Raw genomic sequence first — 20,958 nt, forward strand, 5'->3', positions numbered from 1 at the left:
CACAGAACCGCAGGAGAACATCATGACTACAGCAACAGCGCGCGTCTCCGGTCCCGGACACAGCGCATCCAAAACCTCCAAGAACGCCAGGTCGCGTGAACGCGCACTGGCCTGGGCACGGCGTGCGCCGCTGCTGCCGGCCCTGATCTTCCTCATCATCGTCACCCAGCTTCCGTTCGTGGTGACCCTCATCATTTCGTTCCTGAACTGGAACAGCCTCCGCCCGGACCAGACCGGGTTTGCCGGGTTCGATAACTACGTTCAGGTCCTCACCAACGCCGACCTGCGCCAGGCCATCTTCACCACCATCGTCCTCACGGTCTCCGTGGTCCTGGCCAGCCTCGTCATCGGCCTGGGACTGGCACTGCTCCTGGACAAGAAGTTCATCGGCCGCGGACTGGCCCGTACCCTGCTGATCGCACCGTTCCTCGTGGTTCCGGTGGCCGCCGCCCTGATCTGGAAGCATGCCCTCCTCAACCCCACCTACGGGCTGATCAACGGGATTCTGACCTGGGTCTGGTCCCTGTTCGGCAGCGATAACGCGCCCCAGCCGGACCTCCTGTCCCAGGCGCCCCTGATGGCCGTGATCGTGTCGCTGGTCTGGCAGTGGACGCCGTTCATGATGCTCATCCTGCTGGCAGGTTTGCAGTCGCGTCCCATGGACACCGTCGAAGCGGCCCAGATGGACGGGGCGAGCCCCTGGGGCATCTTCCGCCACCTCACGTTGCCGCACCTGCGCCAGTACCTGGAACTCGGTGGCCTGCTCGGGGCCATCTACATCGTGCAGAACTTCGATGCCGTCTTCACCCTCACCTCGGGCGGCCTGGGAACAGCCAACCTGCCGTACGCCATCTACCAGACGTTCTACTTCGCCAACGAATATGGCCTGGCGTCGGCCGCCGGCGTCGTGGTGGTCATCGGCACGATCATCGTGGCGACCTTCGCGCTCCGCACCGTATTCTCGCTCTTCAAGAAGGAGGCAGCACGATGAGTACCCTCACCCCGGCCGCACCCCGCAACACGGTCCCCGGGCCCACGGCCCTGAAAACCGGTTCGCGTCGTCGCGGCAAGTCCCGCATGGACCCCACCCGCAACAATACGGCTGCCGGGATCGCGGCCTGGCTGCTGGCCCTGCTCTTCGCCGCACCGGTCCTGTGGATGATCCTGACCTCGTTCCACTCCGAAACGGACGCAGCGACCAATCCGCCGTCCCTCGCTGCGAACCTCACCCTCGACGCCTACAAGGAGTTCTTCGGGGCGAGCTCGGGGGTCAGCCCCTGGCCGCCGCTGATCAACTCGGCCACTGCCTCGATCCTCTCGACCGTGCTGGTCCTGGTCCTGGCCATCCCGGCCGCCTATGCGCTGTCGATCCGGCCGGTGAAAAAGTGGACCGACGTGATGTTCTTTTTCCTCTCCACGAAGATGATGCCCGTGGTCGCAGCGATCCTGCCGCTCTACCTCTTCGCCAAAAACGTCGGCGCTTTGGACAACATCTGGTTCCTGGTCCTGATGTACACCTCGATGAACCTGCCCATCGCCGTGTGGATGATGCGCTCCTTCCTCGCCGAAGTGCCCGTGGAAATGCTCGAAGCCGCCCAGATCGACGGCGCCGGCCTGCTCCTCACCCTCCGTAAGGTCGTCGCTCCCGTGGCGATGCCCGGCATCGCCGCCACCGCCCTGATCTGCTTCATCTTCAGCTGGAACGAACTGCTCCTGGCCCGCGTCCTCACTGGCGTGATGGCGGGAACCGCCCCGGTCTTCCTGACCGGCTTCGTCTCCAGCCAGGGCCTGTTCCTCGCCAAAGTCTGCGCGGCCGCCGTCGTGATCTCCCTGCCGGTGCTGTTCGCCGGCTTCGCCGCCCAGGACAAACTCGTCCAGGGCCTCTCGCTTGGCGCCGTCAAGTAGCCGGCCCTCACCACTTTCAATTCTTAGAGGATTACTCCGATGACAACACCCACCGCACAGTCCCGCACCCTGGCGCACCCCGAACTACCGGCCACGATGCGGGCCTCCGTCCTGAAACGCCAGGGCGAGATGGCCCTGGAAACCCTGGCCGTCCCGCAGCTTGAAGCCGATCAGGTTCTGGTCAAGGTCGCGGCCGTCGGCGTCTGCGGCAGCGACGTGCACTACTACGAGCACGGCCGGATCGGTAACTACGTTGTGGACCACCCGCTGATCCTCGGCCATGAACTCTCCGGCCGGATCGCCGCCGTCGGAAGCGCCGTTGACCCGTCCCGCATCGGCAAGCGGGTCGCCGTCGAGCCCCAGCGGCCCTGCCGCACATGCAAGCAGTGCAAAGCGGGACGGTACAACCTGTGCCCGGACATCGAGTTCTACGCCACGCCGCCGATCGACGGCGCGTTCGCCGAATACGTGAGAATCCAGGGCGACTTCGCCTACGACATCCCGGATAGCGTCAGCGACGAGGCAGCCGCCCTGATCGAGCCGCTCTCCGTCGGGCTCTGGGCCTGCGAACGCGCCGAGATCAGGCCCGGCAGCCGGGTGCTGATCGCCGGCGCCGGCCCGATAGGCATTATCGCCGCCCAGGCGGCCCGTGCCTTCGGCGCCACCGAAATCTACATCACCGACATCGCAGAAGACCGGTTGGCTTTCGCCCTGGAACACGGCGCGACCCACGCGCTCAACGCCAAAACCGACAGCGTGGAAGGGCTCGACGTCGATGCGTTCATTGACGCTTCCGGCGCACCGCAGGCAGTCCGTTCCGGCATCAAGGCCGTGGGGCCGGCCGGCCGGGTCATCCTGGTGGGGCTTGGGGCGGACGACGTCGAGCTCCCCGTCTCGTTCATCCAGAACCGGGAGATCTGGCTCTCCGGGGTGTTCCGCTACACCAACACGTGGCCTTTGGCCATCCAGCTGATCGCCGACGGCAAGGTGGATCTGGACGTCCTGGTCACCGGCCGGTTCGCCCTCGCCGAATCCGAGGAAGCGCTCAAAGCCGGCAAGCAGCCCGGCAAGCTCAAAGCCGTCGTCTACCCGGGCCGCTGATGGACCTCGCTGACACCGGACTGCCGGGGACCCGGAGGCCCCGGTCACCGGAGGCGGAACGGGCCGTGGCGGATCTTCGGCTTCGCCTCGCCGACGGGAACAGAATGCTGCTCGGTATTGTGGGAGCCCCCGGATCGGGTAAGTCCACCTTCTCCGCCTGCCTGCAGAAACTTCTCGGAGCCGGGTCCGCCGTCGTGGTGCCGATGGACGGCTTCCACTTGGGAAACAAGATCATCGACGGCACGCCGCTCAGGGAACGCAAAGGCGCCATCGACACGTTCGACGTCGGCGGATACCTCTCCCTGTTGCAGCGCCTCGCACGGCGGGACGAGCACGTGGTCTATGCGCCCGATTTTCGCCGCACCATCGACGAGCCGGTGGCCGCGTCCATTGAAGTACCCGCAGCCGTACCGCTCGTCATCACCGAGGGGAACTACCTCCTCGCGGAACTGCCCCCGTGGCAGCAGGTCCGGGCGCAGCTGGACGAGGTGTGGTTCCTGGATACACCCCGGCACCTGCGCCTTTCCCGGCTCGTGGACAGGCACATCCTCTTCGGCAAAGACCGCCCCGCAGCGCAAGCGTGGGCGGCCGGTTCCGACGAAACCAACGCCCAGCTGATCGAAGCCACCCACCATGCGGCAGACCGGATCATCCCGTGGTCCTGACCCCTGCACAAGCAAGGAGGCAGTAAATGCCACCGTCTGTTGCTCTTCCACCGGGCGTTCAGCCGAAAACGGCAGGCGCGGCTCCATCCCGGACACGTTCAACGCACTTTCTGTCCTTCCCGGCAAGGCAAGAATCATTGGCTGTTTCCGGGAAAAGGCCAGCCCGCCATGGGCCCGGGAACCGGGCTCCATGCCGATCGACCAGCACATTCTGAAAGGCTAAACACATGCATTCACTCACCAGCTCAACTCTCCCGGAACTCCCCGCTGCTGTGGGCAAACCCTCTTATGACCGCTCAGCTTTGACGGCGGGAATTGTCCATTTCGGCGTCGGCGGCTTCCACCGCGCACACCAGGCCATGTATCTGGACCGCTTGATGAACACCGGCCACGCACTTGACTGGGCGATCTGCGGCGTTGGGATCCTGCCCGGCGACGCCCGCATGAAGCAGGTAATGGACAGCCAGGACTGCCTCTACACCCTCGTGGTGAAAAACCCGGACGGCACCCGGGAGGCGCGGGTCATCGGCTCCATCATTGAATACCTTTTCGCCCCCGACGACCCGGATGCTGTTATCGAAAAGATGGCCTCGGACGCCGTCCGCATCGTCTCGCTCACCGTGACGGAGGGCGGCTACAACTTCCACCACGTCACCGGGGAATTCAACACCGAGAACCCGGACGTCATCCACGATCTCCAGCCCGGAGCCGCACCGCGGACAACCTTCGGGCTGGTCACCGAGGCCCTTGCCCGGCGCCGCGAACGGGGTTTGGAGCCATTCACGGTGATGTCCTGTGACAACATTCAGGGCAACGGCGACGTCGCACGGAAAATGTTTACCGCCTTCGCATCTCTCAAAGATGCCGAGCTTGGCGGGTGGATCGAGGAAAACGTGCCTTTCCCCAACAGCATGGTGGACAGAATCACCCCCGTGACCACGGACGAGGACCGAGGCGCCATTGAGGAGGAATTCGGGGTGAAAGACGCATGGCCCGTGGTCTGTGAGCCCTTCGAACAATGGGTGCTCGAAGACCATTTCAGCCTCGGCCGTCCGCCCTTCGAAGACGTCGGGGTCCAGCTGGTGGAAGACGTGGAACCCTATGAGCTCATGAAGCTGCGCCTGCTCAACGCCAGCCACCAAGGCATGTGCTATTTTGGCTACCTCGCCGGCTACCGCTACGCGCATGAAGTCTGCCAGGACCCGTTGTTCTCCCAGTTCCTGCTCGACTACATGGACAAGGAAGCCACGCCGACCCTGCAGCCCGTTCCGGGCATCGACCTCGACGCCTACAAGCACACTCTCATCGAGCGCTTCTCCAATGAATACGTCCGCGACACCCTGGCCAGGCTGTGCGCCGAGAGCTCAGACCGTATTCCCAAGTGGCTCCTGCCGGTGATCCGCATCAATCTGGCAAACAACGGCGAAATCCATCGCTCTGCAGCAATTGTGGCCAGCTGGGCGCGGTACGACGAAGGCACCGACGAGCAGGGCAACCCCATCGAAGTGGTTGACCGCCTGAAAGACACCCTGATGGCCGCCGCCGCCCGGCAGCGCCAGGACCCGCTGTCCTTCATCTCGGACCGCGAAGTCTTCGGCGCCCTCATCGATGATGAACGGTTTGTCATGGCCTACTCCGACGCACTGACGGGCCTCCATGACCATGGCGCCAAAGATACCCTTCGATCCCTAAAACCGGGGCTCTAGACTCCACGAAACGTATCTTATGGAGGGGCGCGACCGACTGCCGAGCTCCTGACCGGCCCGAAATTCTAATCCCTCGAGCGCCCGTTCAGGTTTCCGCATGACCGACGCCGAAACCGGCAACTCATCCCGCGAATTAACCGCCTTTCTCGGCTAACAATCACACGCCGGCAGTGACCGGGTGTCGGTAGATGATCGTTTTCCGACACCCCTTAATGCCCCGGTTTCTTTCCGTTGCCTCTCAGGCTCTTCTTACTCCTCGTTGCTGTCGCGGTGATCGGGATCGCGCAGAGTGCGCCGGCCGCCGGCGAGGTCGGGAAGTTGGAAGGAGTAGTGGCCGTGGACGTTGATGTGCCGGCGCACGTACGCCGACAGGCGGGCGACATCGGCACCGAGCACCGGGTGGCCCTCTTCCCGCAGCGCGGTCAGGGCGTGGTCGAGGTAGACCGTGTTCCACAACGTCACACAATTCAAGACAAGACCCAGGGCGCCGAGTTGGTCTTCCTGCCCGTCACGGTACGCCTGGTGGAGCTTGCCCTCGCGGCCGTGAAAGATGTGCCTGGCCAGGGCGTGGCGGCCCTCCTGGAGGTTGCGCATCGCTTTCATCTCCCGGCGGTAGGCCGGGTCATCGACGAAGGTGAGGACGTGCAGGGTTTTGAAAATCCGGCCGTAGTGAGCCACCGCCTCGCCCAGATCGGTCGGACGGCCGTCGCGTTGCAGGATGCGGATCACATCGTGGGTGGAGACCTCGCGGGTGTGGATCGAAGCGGCGATCCGGCAGATGTCCGGCCAGTGCCGGCGGACCTTCTCCACGTCGATCTTTCCCCGGGCGGTCCTGTCGAGCCGGCCGTAGTCGGCTGACCGGTTGATCCGCCATAGCTTGGCGTCGGGCAGGTCCGCGAGGACCGGCCGGTAGTCGAACCCCAGCAAGGTGACCAGTCCGAACACGATGTCGGAGTAGGAACCCTGGTCGGTGATCAGCACCTCGGGCCGCTGGCTGCCGTCGGGGTTGTAGAGCAGGTCCACGAAGTGAAGGGTGTCCTTCGGCGTGCCCGACACCACCTTGGCCGCCAGCCCGACGGACTGATCGGAGATCATGTTCAGCCAGGTCACGCCCTTCTTTCGGTGGAAGTACTTCGGGTTTGGGCGGGCGTCGACGGAGCGGACCGGCACGATGAACCGCATCCCGTCGACGGCGGCGACCAGCCCGCCGCCCCACGCCTGCGCCAGGTCGCTGGCGCCCTGGGCATCGATGAGCACCGCGTTGGCTGCGGCGTAGGAGTCCGAGCCGAGGTAGTGCTGGTCGACGTGGGAGAGCCGGTCGCGGGTCAGCGCCGGAGCGTCGGCGATCACCGGTCCGAACCCGACATTAAGCGCGTGCGCGGTCAGCAGCGGAGCGAGTGAGACGTGCAGGTCGGTCAGCCGGGAGGACACGCCGGCCGCGGAGGTGAAGGAGGCGGTGAAGTCCGGGTGCCAGCCCATCACCTCGAGCACCAGTTCGGACAGGTCCACGCGCGGGATCATGCCCGCCACACGGGTACGCAGGTCTTTCAGGCCGGGCGGCTCCTCCAGGGCGTCGTCCTTGCCGAGGTGCATCCGGCCGTCGGCGTCCACGGTGATGTCCCCGCCGGCGGTCATCCCACCGGACACCGTCCGCCATGCCGCATCCAAGGTCCCGGCATGCCGCATCCAAGGTCCCGGCATGCCGGCGAGCAGAGAGTCGGGCTGCTCCGGCAGCAGCAACGCGCCCAGCGCCGGGCCCTCCGCGTTCTCCCACGCCGGCCCCGACAGTAGCCGGGCCCGGGGATCTGACCAGCGGTCGGAGGTTGCCGCGAAGATGTCGCGGTGCTTGAGCGCGGTGTGGAACTGCTCCAGGACGCAGAACACGTAGGCGTTGCGGTCCACCGTTTCCTCGGGCCTGCCGGCGGGGAACACGAGCTTCTGCCACCAGCCCTTCGGCACCACCGACAGGTCGACCTTGCGGGCATCGAGGTACCCTTTGGGCACCCTCACCGTCTCCCGCAGGTCCAGCAGATGCGCCAGGTCCTGCATCGCCGCAAGGATCTTGTGTGCGTCGGCGGTCGCCGCGAACCCGACGACCTCGCAAAGCATCTTGGCGAAGCCGCGTACGGTGGCGTACCGCTCCACGACCGCCTCCCGCCACTGCCCCTCCGGTTCGGCCTGCGGCGGCGGGAGGATCTCCCGGATTCCCTCTACCGCCGCAGCGATCTGCGCCCGGGAGCCCACCTGGTGCTCGATCATCGCCCACACCAGGCCCAACGGAATCTCCTCACTCGCCCCCTCGGCCTCGAGCAGAAGTTCCACCACCGCCTTGAGTACCCGGGCGTGCCGGGCGACCACCGGCGCCCGCTTTAGCGTGGCCTTCTCCGCGGCCTTGTTTGCCCGCCCGATCAGCTCGTTGGACATGAATACATCGAACAGCTCCAGGGCATCGTCGGTGGCACTCACCTCCAGCCACCGCACCGTGGCCAGCAGCGTGGCGCCCTTCTTCTCATACGGCAACCGGGAAAGCTTGGTCGCCGTCTCGTTCCTGCCCTCCTTCGCCAGAGCAATCAACCGCCGCTTGGGCACCCCGCCCACATCCACCTCGCCCAGGTGCATCCCAGCGATCTCCGATACCCGGTTCAGCGCCATGACCATGCCGCGCCCGGTCGTGTTCTTCCCCGCCTTGGGCCACATCTCCAACTGCGACCAACGGCTGCGCTCGGGCACCTGCAGCAGTTTCTCCAGCTCAAGGGCCTGCCCGCCGGTCACCGCCCCCGCCAGGGCGGCGTATAGCCTGGTCTCCGCCTTCTTACGGACACTGGCCACCTCGTCCCGTAACGTCGTGACCCCCGGCAGCAGCACTCTCCGCGCGCGTAACCATCCAACCGCCGCGTAGAACAGTGGCTTCGGCTGATCACCGGTCGTCCACGCCTGCCCGTCCAACCAGCCGATCAACTCCGCCTCCGCCGAGGCGTAGGAGACATAGCCGTATACCTCGGCGATCTCCGCCTGATGCTCAAACCGCGTCGGCCGCCGCTCCAAGTACCCCTTCACACACGACGGATCCGCCACCCCCACTTGTCCGGTCACATAATCCACCACCATGGTCGGTACGTCGAGGGGGTCCTCCAGAAACGTGCCCAGGTGCCGGACGGTCACCAGCTGGAGACTGAACCCGAGCCGGTTGCGAGCGCCGCGCCGTTTCGCGACGAGGTCCAGATCGGCGTCGTCCAGGAAGAAGAACCGCTCCAACACCGCCTGTTCCGGGGCCTGCGCCTCGAATCGCCCGTACGAGGCCTCCTCGGCCGCAGTCAAATATTTATGTTTAGCCATACAGGCTCAACGAACCGAGGCAACCATCGTTACCACTGGAGATCGGCTTAGCGTGACTTTTCCGAGCATTGGTCCTCAAGCCCATCGTGAGCCTGGGCCGGTGCCGGACCGATCAGGGCGGTGAGGGCCAGTACGGCGGTCAGTGCGCCGGTGATTCGGGCGCGGCGGAGGGGAAAAGCCATGGGGGGGCTGCCGATGACGACGGCGGATGGGACGGTCCTCGAGACGCAGTCTCAGGGGGCCGTCTGGACGCCGGCAGCGAGGACGTCGCGGGCGGCGCGTTCGCCGGAGCTGATGGCGCCGTCCATGTAGCCGTTCCAGACCTCGGCGGTCTCGGTGCCAGCCCAGTGGATGCGCCCGCAGGGGCGTCGCAGCGCGAAGCCCAGCGAGGTCCACGTTCCGGGCGGGAAGTAGCCCGCATAGCAGCCGCGGCTGTAGATCTCCTCGGCCCATGCGCGCTCGACGTACTCGATTGGCTCCTTGGCGCGGGGCCCGAAGAAGCGGGCGAAGCAGGCGATGACGGCGTCGCGTCGCTCCTCGAGCGACACGCGTCCCAGAGCGCGGGCCTGTTCGCCTTCGAGGAACCCGAGAAGCACGCCGACGCCACCGGTGGACGGCGTGTTGTCGAAGACGACCTTTATCGGCCCGTCGGTGCTGGTGACCTGGCCGGAGAACCCGTCGCCGCGCCAGAACGGCTCGTCATAGACCGCCATGCACTTGATGACCGAACCCTGCGGCGCGCGCTGAGTGAACTGGTCGCGCCACCCCGGCAGCCCGGGCTCGTAGTCGAGGCGCCCGGCGAGGGTCGGCGGGATCGCGACGATCACGTGGGCGCCATGAGCCTCGACAGCGCCATAGACGGCCACCGACTCGCCGTCGTCGACGATCTTGCTGACGGGGGCGTTGAGCACAACCCGGTCGCCGAGCCGCTCGGCGGCGCGCTGTGCGATCAGCTGTGAGCCACCGACGATGCGGTGTTGCTGGCCGCCGCCGTCGGTGGAAATCAGCGTGTCGATGCCGCCGCCGGAGTTGACGTAGAAGAGGAAGTGCAGCAGCGAGAGATCGGCGGGCTCGGCGGCAAGCACCCCCTCGCAGATCAACTGGAAGAACCCGCGGGCGCCGCCGGAATAGGTATGGCGCGAAAGCCAGGTCGCGACGGTCTGCGAATCCCATTCGGCGGCCTTCGCTGCGCGCCAGGGTTCGTCAAGGGGTACCTGCTTGGCCATGCGATCAAGGCGCGCCTGCGCCTGGGCGACATCAGCGAGCACGACCGGGTTGAGCTTGGGGATCGCGCCGCGGTATCGCGAAAGCCGACCCTTGTACTCGAACTGGTTGAAGCCTTCGTCGTAGGTCTCGAAGAGCTCCAGGCCGAGCTCGCGGATCCAGGCGTTGACACGCAGCTGCGTCGGGCCGACCCACTGGCCGCCGACCTCGACGATCCCGCCACCTGCGAGCTGGTGGTTGAGCAGACGTCCACCCACACGATCCCGCGCCTCCAGAACCGTCACGGACAGGCCCGCATCGGTCAGGTTCTGGGCCGCCGCAAGGCCCGCCAAGCCGGCTCCGACGACGACGACATCGGCTTCGTGGCGCTTCATGATCAAAAGTGTCCCACAACTGGCCCTCGGCGTGCTTCGCAAGATCCGTCGATGACGCATGCTCCGGACGAGAAGCAGCAGCGGTAGCGCACGCGCCCCGCTGCGTGATCCCCAACGCGACCCCTCTCTCCGAATATCCCTTGCCTCGATGGTGACCGACGCCTTTGCGGGTCCATCCCGATGACTACTTGATCCATAACAGCCTCTCCTCGCATCGTCGAACATCTATCAGCGAGGACGGGCACCGCTACTTCGAGCTGAGCAGACCCTACTTGAGCCACGCCTCGCCACGGCGCCCCGCCGGTCCGCATGCCATGAAAGAGCCACGCCCAACCGAGGTGGGCAGCCGCGATGAGAGCGTCCGACCGGGCACCTGACTCGAGCCTGCGCCGGCCCGAGCGGTCTTGGAAGACATAAGTAGCCGCAGATAGCGTGCGCTGCGGCCATCCGGAGCCGCGAATCGGCGACGAGTGAGCAGCCGATGATGCGCTTGTCTGGTGTCAGGTCGCGGAAGGGGGTACGTTCGGGACGTGAAGTCTCCACGCGATTGTGCGCTTGAGTCCGAGCAGCATCCTCAGCTCCCGCCGGGCACTGACGAACGCGTCTCGGGTTACGGCGTCATGGGGCAGCCGTTCGCATCTGGCCATGTGCTCGGGCTCCGCCGGTGGACCGCATCGTCAGTCGGTGACCAGTTCACCTCGATATGGCACCGCGACCCCGACGGCATCTGGCACTTCTACGAGTCCGCACAACCCCAGTTCGCCTGTTCGCGCTGGTTCGGCCACGGCGTGCAGGAGTCGACCATCGTCGACATCGATGTCACCTGGGACGCGCCGAATGTACTGCGCGTCACCTCGCCGCAACTCGTCGACTGGACGCTCACCCTCGACAGCTCGCCCATGACACGGGTGATGAGTAGCGTCGGCCGACTGCTGCCGCTCCCCGCCTGGAGGTCGCCAGCGATGCTCAAGGCGATGGGTGCTGTTGCGTCGTCGACGTTGGGAGTAGGGAAGGTCGGCATGACGGGACTGACCGCCAATGGGCTGCCCTTTGACGCCAATCCGCAGCGGATTTGGCGGGTCGTCGATGCGAGCGCGAGGATCAATGGTGAGGACGCCGGGCCGCCAGCGCCCTTGCGCGAGCAGGCCCGCCTTGGTGATTTCTGGATCCCTCAGCAGGGGATCTTCGCGATGGGACGTGTCTTCGTCGGCACCTGAGGGAACGCCCGGATCTTGCCGCGGATACCGTTCGCTCATCCGCCATCCGGTCATGGCTCCCTTCTATGGCGACTTGTGTCAAGGGGTAGGGGTCCGGGAGGCCGTCGAGTATGCGCCGACGCTGGTCGGTGTCACAACGTCGTTCGTCCGGTGGGGCGCTCCACGTTGACACCTCCGGCGCGTCGTCGCGACGGGGCGGCTGTCCCCCGAGCGGTGCTCTTCCTCGGCGCCGTGGGAGCGGGTAGCGTCGCGGGTGCGGGTCCGGGCTGTGGCTTGTCCGAAGAGCCGATGTCCGGGGTCACGTCGGTCGCGCTGGATGACAGAGTCGCCCCCGAGTGCCCTCCCGAGCCCGCCTCCTTCCCCACGGCAATGGTGCGATCCCTGGCGTCGGCGACCTGCTGGCGGTAGACCACGTCGGACAGGCGACGTTTCAGGCACCGCAACGCCTCCAGGGATGCCTTGCCCTCGGAACGCTTGCGCCGGTAGTAGCCCGTCCGTCGGTTTCGTTGCGGAGTTGGACGATGCCGGCCATGTACAGCACGTGGTTCAGCCGCCGGTTGCCGGCCCGAGACAGGCGGTGGTGGGTGTGTTCGCCGCTTCAGGCATCGATGGGTGCCGTCCCGGTCCAGGACGCGAAGTGGTTGCGGTCGGGAAAGCGGGCCACGTCCGCGACGTCGGCCAAGATCCGGGCGGCCCCGGGCGGCCCGATGCCGTGGATGTCCATCAGATGCGACCCGAGCGCGTTGACCGCTGCCTTCAGCTCGACCTTCATCGCCTTGAGCTTGACGTCGAAGCGTTCCAGGTCGGCCAGTTCCTCGGCGGCCATCCGCCGGCGGGTCTTGCCCACGACATCACGTGGGCGCACCGTAGGCAAGCAGCGCCTTGTACTGCGCGGTCGACTTCTTCACCGGGGCCCCACCCGGGAGCAGCTCCAAGAACAGCCGGTGCAACCGGTTCAGGGCCTGCGCCCGAGCGTGAGAGATCTCGTCGCGGCGATCACACAAGAAGCGCAGCGCTATCAGCGCCGGGTCGAGACTGACCTCGCGCAATCCCTTGTCCCGCAACGCGAGTATCACGATCGCGTGGGCGTCGGTGGCATCGGCCTTACGACCCTGCCCGGTATCGAAGACCCGGGCTCGGGCCGCGAGCTTGGCTGGCACGTCCAGTACACGTTCCCCGTCGGCCAGCAGCCGTTGTGCGATCGGACGGCCGATGCCGTTCGCGCCCTCGACCGCCCACACCCGCTCGGGCCACTGATGCGCCACCTTCAACAGTTGCCGATAATTCCCGGTGTCCGTGCCGAACCGGCCCGTCGCACGCAGCACCTCTCTGTCACAGCTTCGCGGATTTCGGACATGGTGCGTTTGTGAAGTTCTGAGAGTCCGCAGTCGGATCCCATGTGACACAGCCGGAGCGTTGACGACGGGTTCATCCTGGCCGTCCGGGTCCGGGCGTTGGCACGTCGAAAGTGGTTCCGCCTAGGAATTAGTTGGTAGCGGTCCGCGGCCGCTGCCCTCCAAGGGTGGACGTCAGGGCGACGCCGTGTCCACAATGGTCGGATGGGTGGAGCAGACCGGCGAGTACCGCAGCTTGGACGCCATGCCAGGTGATGCGCCGCCCGAGCCAATGTAGGAATGGGAAGCGCAACGGCGGTCGAAGGACGGTTGAGTGACCGTCGGATGCCATGCTCATGCCCCGACACCTTCCGGCGACGGGTGGCCAGGGGTGCGGGCCTCAGTTGACCGGTCTGTTTTCTCTGCCGGGGTTGTCTGCGGCGGTCCGGCGTGCTGCCACTCTGCGCCCGCGCCGTTTGCGCCGTATAAGGACGGCACCCGCCAGTGCGGCAAGCACTCCGGCGCCCAGCAGGTAGGGCACCTGACCGGCGCCGGCGTCCTGGATGATTTGGGGCAGTTGTCCCTGCTGCTCTCCCGTGGAGGTCGCAGCGTCCGGAGCGGTGACGGTGAACGGGATGGTGCCGGCGGCACCGGCCCGGGTGGCCGGGTCGTTCAGGGTGATGGTGATGGTGTAGTCGCCGGGCTGGAGTTTACCGTCAAGGGTGGTTTCGACCTGGGTGTCGGTGCGCGCGTAGACCGAGTCCAGGGTCACCGCTGCCTGGCTAACGGTTTTACCGTTATGGTCACGGATGACCAGGTTGCCTGCGGGTTTGAGGTTGGTGGTACCTGTATTTTTGATCTGGACGTCGACCACGGAACGGTCCGCGGTGATCTTATGGCTGGCGGTGCCCAGGGCAAGGGCCGGTTGAAGCGGGCCGGGGACATGGATGGACACGGCGATGGCTTGGCGGACGATCTGATTCAGGACCACGGATCCGGAACCCTGAAGGGGGACATCGTTCTCCAGGACCAGGCTACTGATGTAGTCTCCGGGGGCCGTGCCGGCCGGCACGGCGACGGTGAAGGTGCGCGTGCTTCCCTGCCCGGCGGCCAGTTGCAGAACCTGTGCCGGGTAGGACAGCCACGTGGTGGTCCCGGTCGGGGCGCTGTCCCGGTCTCCGGCCCCGAAACCGCCCCCGATCAGGGAGTAGGCGTCGGCGGCGTACGTGCGGGCGGCGGTTAAGGCAGCACCGTGGTTACCCAGTTCCACCTTCAGCTGCCGGCTCTGGCCGGGATCGATGATCAGGCTGAAATAAGGGCCGGGCTGGTCAACGGGCTTGAGGCTGAGGTTGACCGGCTGCGGAGCATCTGCGGCAGCGGCACCACTGAGGGGTCCCGCCAGCGCCGCGACGGCGCACCCGGATAGCAGCAGGACCATGGTCAGTAGGAGCCGGGTCAGGTGCCGGGCCCGTCGGCGGGGAAACGGCTGGGGCATCAGGAAGAACTTCTTTCGCAACGACGGTGGCAGGCCATGGTTTCGCGGGCCGGTCACGGCCCGGACCCGATCGTGGTGGTAATGGTCGAGGTGTAGGTCCCGGCCCGGCTCTGGGCCGGGATGGTCAGAGACAGGTTGATTCCCTGGGTGTACGTGCCGGCACCGTAGCCGGAGTTGGCGTGCAGGACCATCCGCGCACTATCCAGCGATCCGGCCGGCGAAACCGTCGGCACCATCGGCCCGTTCACCGGATCAACGGGCTGGCTGCCCGAGGAAGCGACCGGAGCCTCGACGGAGATGATGGCCAGGGCCGCGGCGGGAATGGCCGTCCCGTTGTTGGGACCGGTGTAAACCAGGGCCGACGCCCGTTGGGTCACATTCCAGCCGACGCCCATACCCGTACCCTGCGTCATCGGCGGCACCGGGGCAATGTACGTGGAGGTGTCGGTGACGGTCAGCACCGCCCGTCCCGTGGTCGTCTGCGCGTTATGTGAGTAGGGCGCGGCAGGCATTGTCAGGGCCTGTAGGCTCGCAGTCAGGGAGGCTGACGCCGGGCCCACGCTCGCGGTCGCCAGCGCGGCCGCGAGCAGCACCGCGGCTGCGGCCCGTCTGGACCATCCGGTCATCATCGGTACTCACTGTCCTCTGGGCCGAGGGGTATGGCTGCAGGGCCGGGACCTTGGAACCGGGTCCCGTCCCTGCAGGTTTCATCCGTCCGGGCAGGTGTTACGGGGCGGCAGTGATGGTGGTGGTCAAGGTTCCGGTGTAGGTGCCGGCGCGGCTGTCGGCCGGGATCGCCAGCGTCACGTTAATTGGCTGCGTATAGGTTCCGGACCCGTAGCTCACCCCGGCACGGATGACCGTTACCGCCGCGTTCAGGGTCCCGGAGACGCCGCTGGTGATGTTAGCGCTCTGCGGGCCGGTCGGCGCCGCGTCGGTGCCTGTGGTGCTGATCGCCTGGCCCGCCGAGGATGTCACCGCCCCGACCGAGGTGATGGAGAATGCAGTCGCCGGGATCGCCGTGCCGGAGTTCGATCCGGTGTAGGCGAAGGCGCTGACCTGTTGTGTGACGTTCCAGCCGGCCCCGGTGCCGGTGCTGTCATCGGCGGTCAGCGTCATTGTGCCGGTGTTGTTCTGAACTGTGTGCGTCGTGGCCACACTGGTAAGCGACAGGGCAGCGACGGAAGCGGTACGGGTGCCACCGGTCACGGCCTGGGTTACCGAATCTGCAGCGAAGGCCGACGGAGCGATTAATAGGGCACCAGCGGTCAGAGTGGCTACGACCACCGCCGTCAAAGCCCTGCGCGTCAAAGCCCTGCATGTTGAAAACCGAAACATATTGAGACCTTTCGTCAACCACTCCGGTGGCCTTGAAGTCCCATAACTGGCGGCTGCATGGCGCTTCCCGATCAGCATCGGGTCAGAAGCCCAGCGCTTCTGCAAGAGTGAACAAACCGTACCAGAATGAACAGTGTTGCGGTTGTTATTTATGCTACGGATGGGATAACACCACGCCTGCCTTCGGGAGAGCACCCCACCGGTCCGCGTGCCAGGGGGTTCCAAGGCTGGCAACCAACATTCCGCTCCAACACCGCCAGTTCCGGGGCCTGCGCCTCGAATCGCCCGTACGAGGCCTCCTCGGCCGCAGTCAAATATTTATGTTTAGCCATACAGGCTCAACGAACCGAGGCAACCATCGTTACCACTGGAGATCGGCTTAGCGTGACTTTCCCGAGCATTGGTCCTCAAGCCCCTAAACGGTCGTCAGACCCGCGCACTCTGGTGCGTGAACGTCGTGACGGCCGGGTGCAGCGCCGCCACCGGCTCCATGCGCACATAAGCCTCGCCCGGCGCGGGACGGGGGTCCGCCTCCCCCTTGTTGGGCCAGAGCGAGAACGCACGTTCCGCCTGGGCCGTGATCGACAGCGACGGATTAACGCCGAGGTTGGCCGAGATCGCTGCACCGTCGACGATGTGTATGCCTGGGTAGCCCCAGACCCGATGGTAGGGGTCGATGACACCGTTCTCCGGGCTGTCGCTGATGCAGGCGCCGCCGAGGAAGTGGGCGGTGAGCGGCACGTCGAAGATCTCCCCCAACGTCGCTCCGGCGTAGGTCCTGCGCCCGCCGCGCTCCTGCAGTAGCCGTGCGATGACGCCCATCGCCCGGTGGCCCGGCTCGATGTAGGTCGGGTTGGGCTCGCCGTGCCCCTGCCGGGAGGTCAGCTTGCGGCCGCCGAAGAGCCGCCGTTTGCCCGATACGGTAAGCGAGTTATCCCGGGTCTGCATAACGAGCCCGATGATGGTGCGCTCACTGAACTTCCAGGGGGTCGGCTCGATGCTTGGGATCGCCAGCGGGTTCTTGAGCGCGACGCCGATGAACCGCACCCACCGTGGCAGCCGCCCGTCACCCGGCACCGCCATTGTCGAGAGGGCCCCCATCGCGTTGGAGCCCTTGCCGTAGCGGACGTTTTCGATATGGGTGTCCTCGTCCGGGTGGAACGAGGCGGTGATGGCGACACCCTTGGTGAGGTCCATGCCTTTGGGCGGGCGATGCGACGTCATGGCACCGAGGAGCGCCTCTGAGTTGGTCCGGGTGAGAACCCCCAGGCTGTCCGACAGCCCGGGCAGCTGACCGCCGTCGCGCATCTCGTGAAGAAGCGACTGCGTCCCCCAGGTACCGGCAGCTAGGACCACGTGCCTGGCGGTGAGGACCTGCCGGTCCTTGCCCCGTTTGGTCCAGGACCCCGTGCGCTCGGTGACGATTTCGTATTCCGGCGCGTCGGCGTCGGTAAGCGGGCGGACGGCGACGACGGTGCGCAGCGGCGTCACGCGCACGCCGATCTTTTCGGCCAGGCCCAGGTAGTTCTTCGTCAGGGTGTTCTTTGCGCCCACGCGGCAGCCCACCATGCAGTTGCCGCACTCCGTGCAGCCGGTACGCTCGGGCCCGGCGCCGCCGAAGTAGGGGTCCGGGACCCGGACACCCGGCATGCCGAAAAACACGCCGGTGGGCGCCTTCTTGAACGTGTGCCCAACGCCGAGCTCGTCCGCGGCGGCGCGCATCAGCTGCTCCACCGGGCCCTCGCACGGGTTGGTCACCACCCCCAGCATCGACTGGGCCATCCGGTAATGCGGCGCAAGCTCGTCCTGCCAGTCCGTGATGTGGCCCCACTGCTTGTCCTGGAAGAACGGCGCCGGAGGGATGTAGAGCGTGTTCGCATAGTTGAGGGAGCCACCGCCGACGCCGGCGCCCGCCAGGATCAGTGCGTCCGGGAGCTTGTGGACGCGCTGGACGCCGAAGCAGCCAAATTTCGGGGCCCAGAGGTACCTGCGGAGGTTCCACGATGTCTTGGCGAAGTCTCCGTCCTCGAACCTGCGGCCGGCCTCAAGCACGTGCACGTCGTAGCCCTTCTCGGCGAGGCGCAGCGCTGCGACCGAGCCGCCGAAACCGGAGCCGATGACAACGACATCGTGGTCAACGGCCGGGCCGCTGTCCTGGGCGGTCACTTCTTTCCCGCTGCCTTGAGCACGCGCAAGAGAAAAGTCAGCATTCTGGAGTGGTCGCCGTCGGACATTCCGAACGCGGGCCCGAACGGCAGCAGGTGCTGGGCCGTCACAGTCTGGCCCTCGGTGAAGCGCAGGATGCCCTCGGAGCCGTGACGGCGGCCCACCCCGGAGGCTTTCATGCCGCCCATGGGCGAGCCGGTGCTGCCCCAGGCGACGCTGTAGGCGTCATTGATACTCACGGTGCCCGTTCGGATCCTCGCCGCAAGCTCCCGGCCGTGGCGGACACTGCCCGTGAACACGTTGCCGTGCAGGCCGAACTCGGTGTCGTTGATGAGCTGGACGGCCTCGGCATCGTCCGCCACGCGGTAGATCGCCACCACGGGACCGAACGTCTCCTCGTTCCGGCACAGCATCGACTCGGTAACACCGGCCAGCAGGGTGGGCTCGTACACATATGGGCCGAGGTCCGGGCGGTGCCGGCCGCCGGTGAGGACGGTGGCGCCGTGCCTCCTCGCATCCTCAACGTGGGCCGTGACTGTCTCAAGCTGGGAAGCCAAAGCGAGCGAGCCCATGTCATTGCCGTAGTCGAGCGCTGTGCCGACTTTCATGGCCTCCACCGCGGCGATGAGCTTTGCGGTGAAGGCGTCCGCCACCGTCTCGTGCACGATGACCCGCTCTGCCGACATGCACAGCTGTCCCGCCGATGCGAAGCAGGTGCGGATGGTACCGGTCACGGCTTTGTCGAGGTCGGCGTCGTCGGCGATGTACACGCCGTTTTTCCCGCCGAGCTCCAGGGAGTAGCCAATCAGCCGGCCGGCCAGGGATTCCGCCACCTTGCGGCCCACGGGCGTCGAGCCCGTGAAGCAGGCGTAGTCGGCCCGGTCCAGGACGGCCTCGCCGATGCGACGGTCACCCAGGACCACCTCAAGGACGCCCTCAGGAAGCCCGGCATCACGCAGCATCTCCACGCCGAGGAGGGCCGACAAACTCGCCTGACGGTCTGGCCGCAGGACGACGGCGTTGCCCGCCACGAGTGCGGCGATCGCGTCGGTGACGGCGAGGCTGAAGGGGTAGTTCCACGGCGAGACGATGCCCACCACACCCTTGGGATGGCGCAGCTCGCGCGCCTGGGACAACACCGGGTAGGCACCGGAACGGCGGCGGGTCTTGAGGTAGCCGGAGGCGGCGCGGCCGTAATGGCGTGCCGTGACGGCGACGTCGGCAACCTCTTCGAAGGCGTGGCCCCGGGACTTGCCCGACTCGAGCTGGATGAAGTCCAGGACCTCATCCTGGCGGTCGAGGACGATGTCATGGAACCGCTCCATGATCCGCTTCCGATCCTTGAACGACGTTCGGGCCCATTCGACCTGGGCTTGCCCCGCCCGGGCGTAGGCCTCCGCGACGTCAGCCTCAGTAGACAGCGGCAGGGAAGCGAGCGGGCCGCCGGTGAGGGGCGTGTGAATCAGTTCGAGATGGGCGTCCGCGGGATGCCGGGCTTGGGCGACAAGGATCCGCACGCGGGCCGGTTCCACGGCGAAGGTTTCGATGGGGGCGGTGATGTGGCTGGCCAGCGTCTCTGATGACATGGACACAGAGTACCTGATAGTTGAATATCGGTTTTGTCATTCCACACCAGGGCGCTTTATATGCCCGCTGGCAGGCGCGTAACATCACTGGTCAGTGGTCGAAACGGATCCGCACAGGGTGGGCTCGTCCGCGGCGGCGACAATCTCGGCCGCCAAATCGCGGATGCTGACGTTGCGCGTCCGTGATGCCCGGAAGAGCCACTCGAGCGCAACATCGTAGCTGCACCGTTCGTGGCCGATGATGACGCCCACCGCGAGGTCGGTGGGTGTCCGCGAAGCCATGGCGGCCCGAAGGATTTCCTGCTGGCGCAGAAGGCCGAGTACAACGTCGCCGCCAGCAGCACAGCGGTCATTGCCCAGCGAACGGCGTCGTTGGCAATCAACGTAGCTCGTCGTGGTGAATCCGCTCGTCGAGTTGCCTCAACGGCTCCCCGCTCCCGCTCCACTGCTTGGCGATGAACTCCGCGGCGATGGACACCGCCGTCTCCTCGGGGGTACGTGCGCCCAGGTCCAGCCCCACCGGGCTGTGGAGTCTGGACAGCTCAGCCTCGCCCAGCCCCGCCTGGCGCAGGCGGGCAATCCTGCCCTCATGGGTCCGCCGGGAACCCATGGCTCCGATGAAGGCCACGGGGCCGCCGCGCAGGGCCACTTCCAGCAACGGGATATCGAATTTAGGGTCATGCGTGAGGACACAGATGACAGTCCGTTCGTCCACCAGGCCCTTGGAGAGCTGTTCGGCCAGATAGCGGTGCGGCCACGCATTGACGACTTCCGCCGCCTCGGGGAACCTGGCGGGAGTGGCGAAGATGGCCCGGGCGTCGCAGACCGTGACGCGGTAGCCGAGGAAGGTCCCCAGCCGGGCCAGCGCCGCGGCGAAGTCGATTGCTCCGAAGACGAGCATCCGCGGCGGCGGGGCGTAGCTTGCGAAGAAGACCCGCATGCCGGTGTCGAGCCGCTCGCCGTCCAGGCCGTAGTTCAGGATGCCGGTCCGGCCGGCGGCGAGGAGGCCCTGAGTATCATCGCCGACGGCGTGGTTGGACCGCTCGGAGCCGAGGTCACCTTCGAATCCTTCCGGCCTTACGACGAGGTGCCGGCCAAGCCGGCTGCTGTCCGGGTGCTCGATCACCGTTGCGACCCCCACCCGGCGCTCGGCGGCGATGTCCTGTCCGACGTCGTCGAGCTCGGCAAAGCTCTGCCGCGACACCGGTTCCACGAAGATGTCGATGATCCCGCCGCAGGTCAGGCCGACGGCGTACGCATCGTCGTCGCTAATCCCGTAGCGCACCAGGACCGGCTTGCCCTCCTCCTTGACCTGTGTGGCGAGCTCATAGACGGCGCCTTCGACGCAGCCACCTGAGACCGACCCGACAGCATCGCCTCCGGCCGTGACCAGCATGGACGCCCCCGGGAGCCTAGGGGCGGACTTGAAAGTGCTCACGACAGTGGCCAGGCCGGAGGTGCTGCCCTTCCGCCAGTCCGGCATCATTGCGGCCAGAACATCACGCATGGCG

General features: G+C 66.4%; 17 protein-coding genes and 1 pseudogene. 6 read left to right on the forward strand and 12 right to left on the reverse strand.

Going from position 1 to position 20,958, the window contains the following annotated elements:
• Window positions 1-22 precede the first annotated feature (22 nt).
• The 5 genes from ACVWY0_RS10375 (at window position 23) to ACVWY0_RS10395 (ending at window position 5,377) form a co-directional block, all read left to right on the forward strand.
• Complete coding sequence (locus ACVWY0_RS10375; protein WP_485836626.1) at window positions 23-991, forward strand: carbohydrate ABC transporter permease; 969 nt, start codon at window positions 23-25, stop codon at window positions 989-991.
• On the forward strand, window positions 988-1,905 hold the full coding sequence (locus tag ACVWY0_RS10380; protein WP_485836627.1) for a carbohydrate ABC transporter permease: 918 nt from the start codon (window positions 988-990) through the stop codon (window positions 1,903-1,905). Before ACVWY0_RS10375 ends, ACVWY0_RS10380 begins: the two co-directional genes overlap by 4 nt.
• Before the next feature lie 39 nt (window positions 1,906-1,944).
• Window positions 1,945-3,006 (forward strand): NAD(P)-dependent alcohol dehydrogenase, encoded by a 1,062-nt coding sequence (locus ACVWY0_RS10385; protein WP_485836628.1) that lies wholly within the window; start codon window positions 1,945-1,947, stop codon window positions 3,004-3,006.
• A complete protein-coding gene (locus ACVWY0_RS10390; RefSeq protein ID WP_485836629.1) occupies window positions 3,006-3,671 on the forward strand; it encodes a nucleoside/nucleotide kinase family protein in 666 nt (221 codons plus the stop codon). Before ACVWY0_RS10385 ends, ACVWY0_RS10390 begins: the two co-directional genes overlap by 1 nt.
• A gap of 227 nt (window positions 3,672-3,898) precedes the next feature.
• Entirely contained in the window at window positions 3,899-5,377 is a 1,479-nt protein-coding gene (locus ACVWY0_RS10395) for a mannitol dehydrogenase family protein (protein ID WP_485836630.1), read from the forward strand.
• 249 nt (window positions 5,378-5,626) lie between these two features.
• Here ACVWY0_RS10395 and ACVWY0_RS10400 read toward each other — a convergent pair whose 3' ends face one another.
• From ACVWY0_RS10400 to ACVWY0_RS10410, 3 genes are all read right to left on the reverse strand, one after another.
• Entirely contained in the window at window positions 5,627-8,695 is a 3,069-nt protein-coding gene (locus tag ACVWY0_RS10400) for a Tn3 family transposase (protein ID WP_485836631.1), read from the reverse strand.
• A gap of 65 nt (window positions 8,696-8,760) precedes the next feature.
• Window positions 8,761-8,895, reverse strand: coding sequence for a hypothetical protein (locus tag ACVWY0_RS10405; RefSeq protein ID WP_485836632.1), 135 nt, complete (start codon window positions 8,893-8,895; stop codon window positions 8,761-8,763).
• A 51-nt stretch (window positions 8,896-8,946) separates the two neighbouring features.
• On the reverse strand, window positions 8,947-10,311 hold the full coding sequence (locus ACVWY0_RS10410; protein ID WP_485836633.1) for a flavin monoamine oxidase family protein: 1,365 nt from the start codon (window positions 10,309-10,311) through the stop codon (window positions 8,947-8,949).
• 530 nt (window positions 10,312-10,841) lie between these two features.
• Here ACVWY0_RS10410 and ACVWY0_RS10415 point away from each other — a divergent pair.
• On the forward strand, window positions 10,842-11,528 hold the full coding sequence (locus ACVWY0_RS10415; protein ID WP_485836634.1) for a hypothetical protein: 687 nt from the start codon (window positions 10,842-10,844) through the stop codon (window positions 11,526-11,528).
• Window positions 11,529-11,958: 430 nt separating this feature from the next.
• On the opposite strand, the pseudogene ACVWY0_RS10420 reads toward ACVWY0_RS10415, so the two are convergent.
• From ACVWY0_RS10420 to ACVWY0_RS10460, 9 genes and pseudogenes are all read right to left on the reverse strand, one after another.
• Window positions 11,959-12,354: pseudogene (locus tag ACVWY0_RS10420) on the reverse strand (transposase).
• Between the two features lie 25 nt (window positions 12,355-12,379).
• The gene (locus tag ACVWY0_RS10425; RefSeq protein ID WP_485836635.1) at window positions 12,380-12,853 is read right to left on the reverse strand and encodes an IS110 family transposase; all 474 of its coding nucleotides are present in this window, start codon (window positions 12,851-12,853) and stop codon (window positions 12,380-12,382) included.
• A 409-nt stretch (window positions 12,854-13,262) separates the two neighbouring features.
• Window positions 13,263-14,357, reverse strand: a complete 1,095-nt coding sequence (locus ACVWY0_RS10430; protein WP_485836636.1) for a COG1470 family protein — start codon at window positions 14,355-14,357, stop codon at window positions 13,263-13,265.
• Window positions 14,358-14,410: 53 nt separating this feature from the next.
• Window positions 14,411-14,986 (reverse strand): hypothetical protein, encoded by a 576-nt coding sequence (locus tag ACVWY0_RS10435; protein WP_485836637.1) that lies wholly within the window; start codon window positions 14,984-14,986, stop codon window positions 14,411-14,413.
• Between the two features lie 97 nt (window positions 14,987-15,083).
• Complete coding sequence (locus ACVWY0_RS10440) at window positions 15,084-15,644, reverse strand: hypothetical protein (protein ID WP_485836638.1); 561 nt, start codon at window positions 15,642-15,644, stop codon at window positions 15,084-15,086.
• A gap of 477 nt (window positions 15,645-16,121) precedes the next feature.
• Window positions 16,122-17,861: a GMC oxidoreductase gene (locus ACVWY0_RS10445; protein ID WP_485836639.1), complete on the reverse strand. Its 1,740-nt coding sequence runs from the start codon at window positions 17,859-17,861 to the stop codon at window positions 16,122-16,124.
• Complete coding sequence (locus ACVWY0_RS10450; RefSeq protein ID WP_485836640.1) at window positions 17,858-19,447, reverse strand: succinic semialdehyde dehydrogenase; 1,590 nt, start codon at window positions 19,445-19,447, stop codon at window positions 17,858-17,860. Before ACVWY0_RS10450 ends, ACVWY0_RS10445 begins: the two co-directional genes overlap by 4 nt.
• An 84-nt stretch (window positions 19,448-19,531) precedes the next feature.
• Window positions 19,532-19,729: an ANTAR domain-containing protein gene (locus ACVWY0_RS10455; RefSeq protein WP_485836641.1), complete on the reverse strand. Its 198-nt coding sequence runs from the start codon at window positions 19,727-19,729 to the stop codon at window positions 19,532-19,534.
• Window positions 19,730-19,826: 97 nt separating this feature from the next.
• The gene (locus ACVWY0_RS10460; RefSeq protein WP_485836642.1) at window positions 19,827-20,954 is read right to left on the reverse strand and encodes an XdhC family protein; all 1,128 of its coding nucleotides are present in this window, start codon (window positions 20,952-20,954) and stop codon (window positions 19,827-19,829) included.
• Window positions 20,955-20,958 lie beyond the last annotated feature (4 nt).

Source organism: Arthrobacter sp. UYNi723 (genome assembly GCF_054057635.1).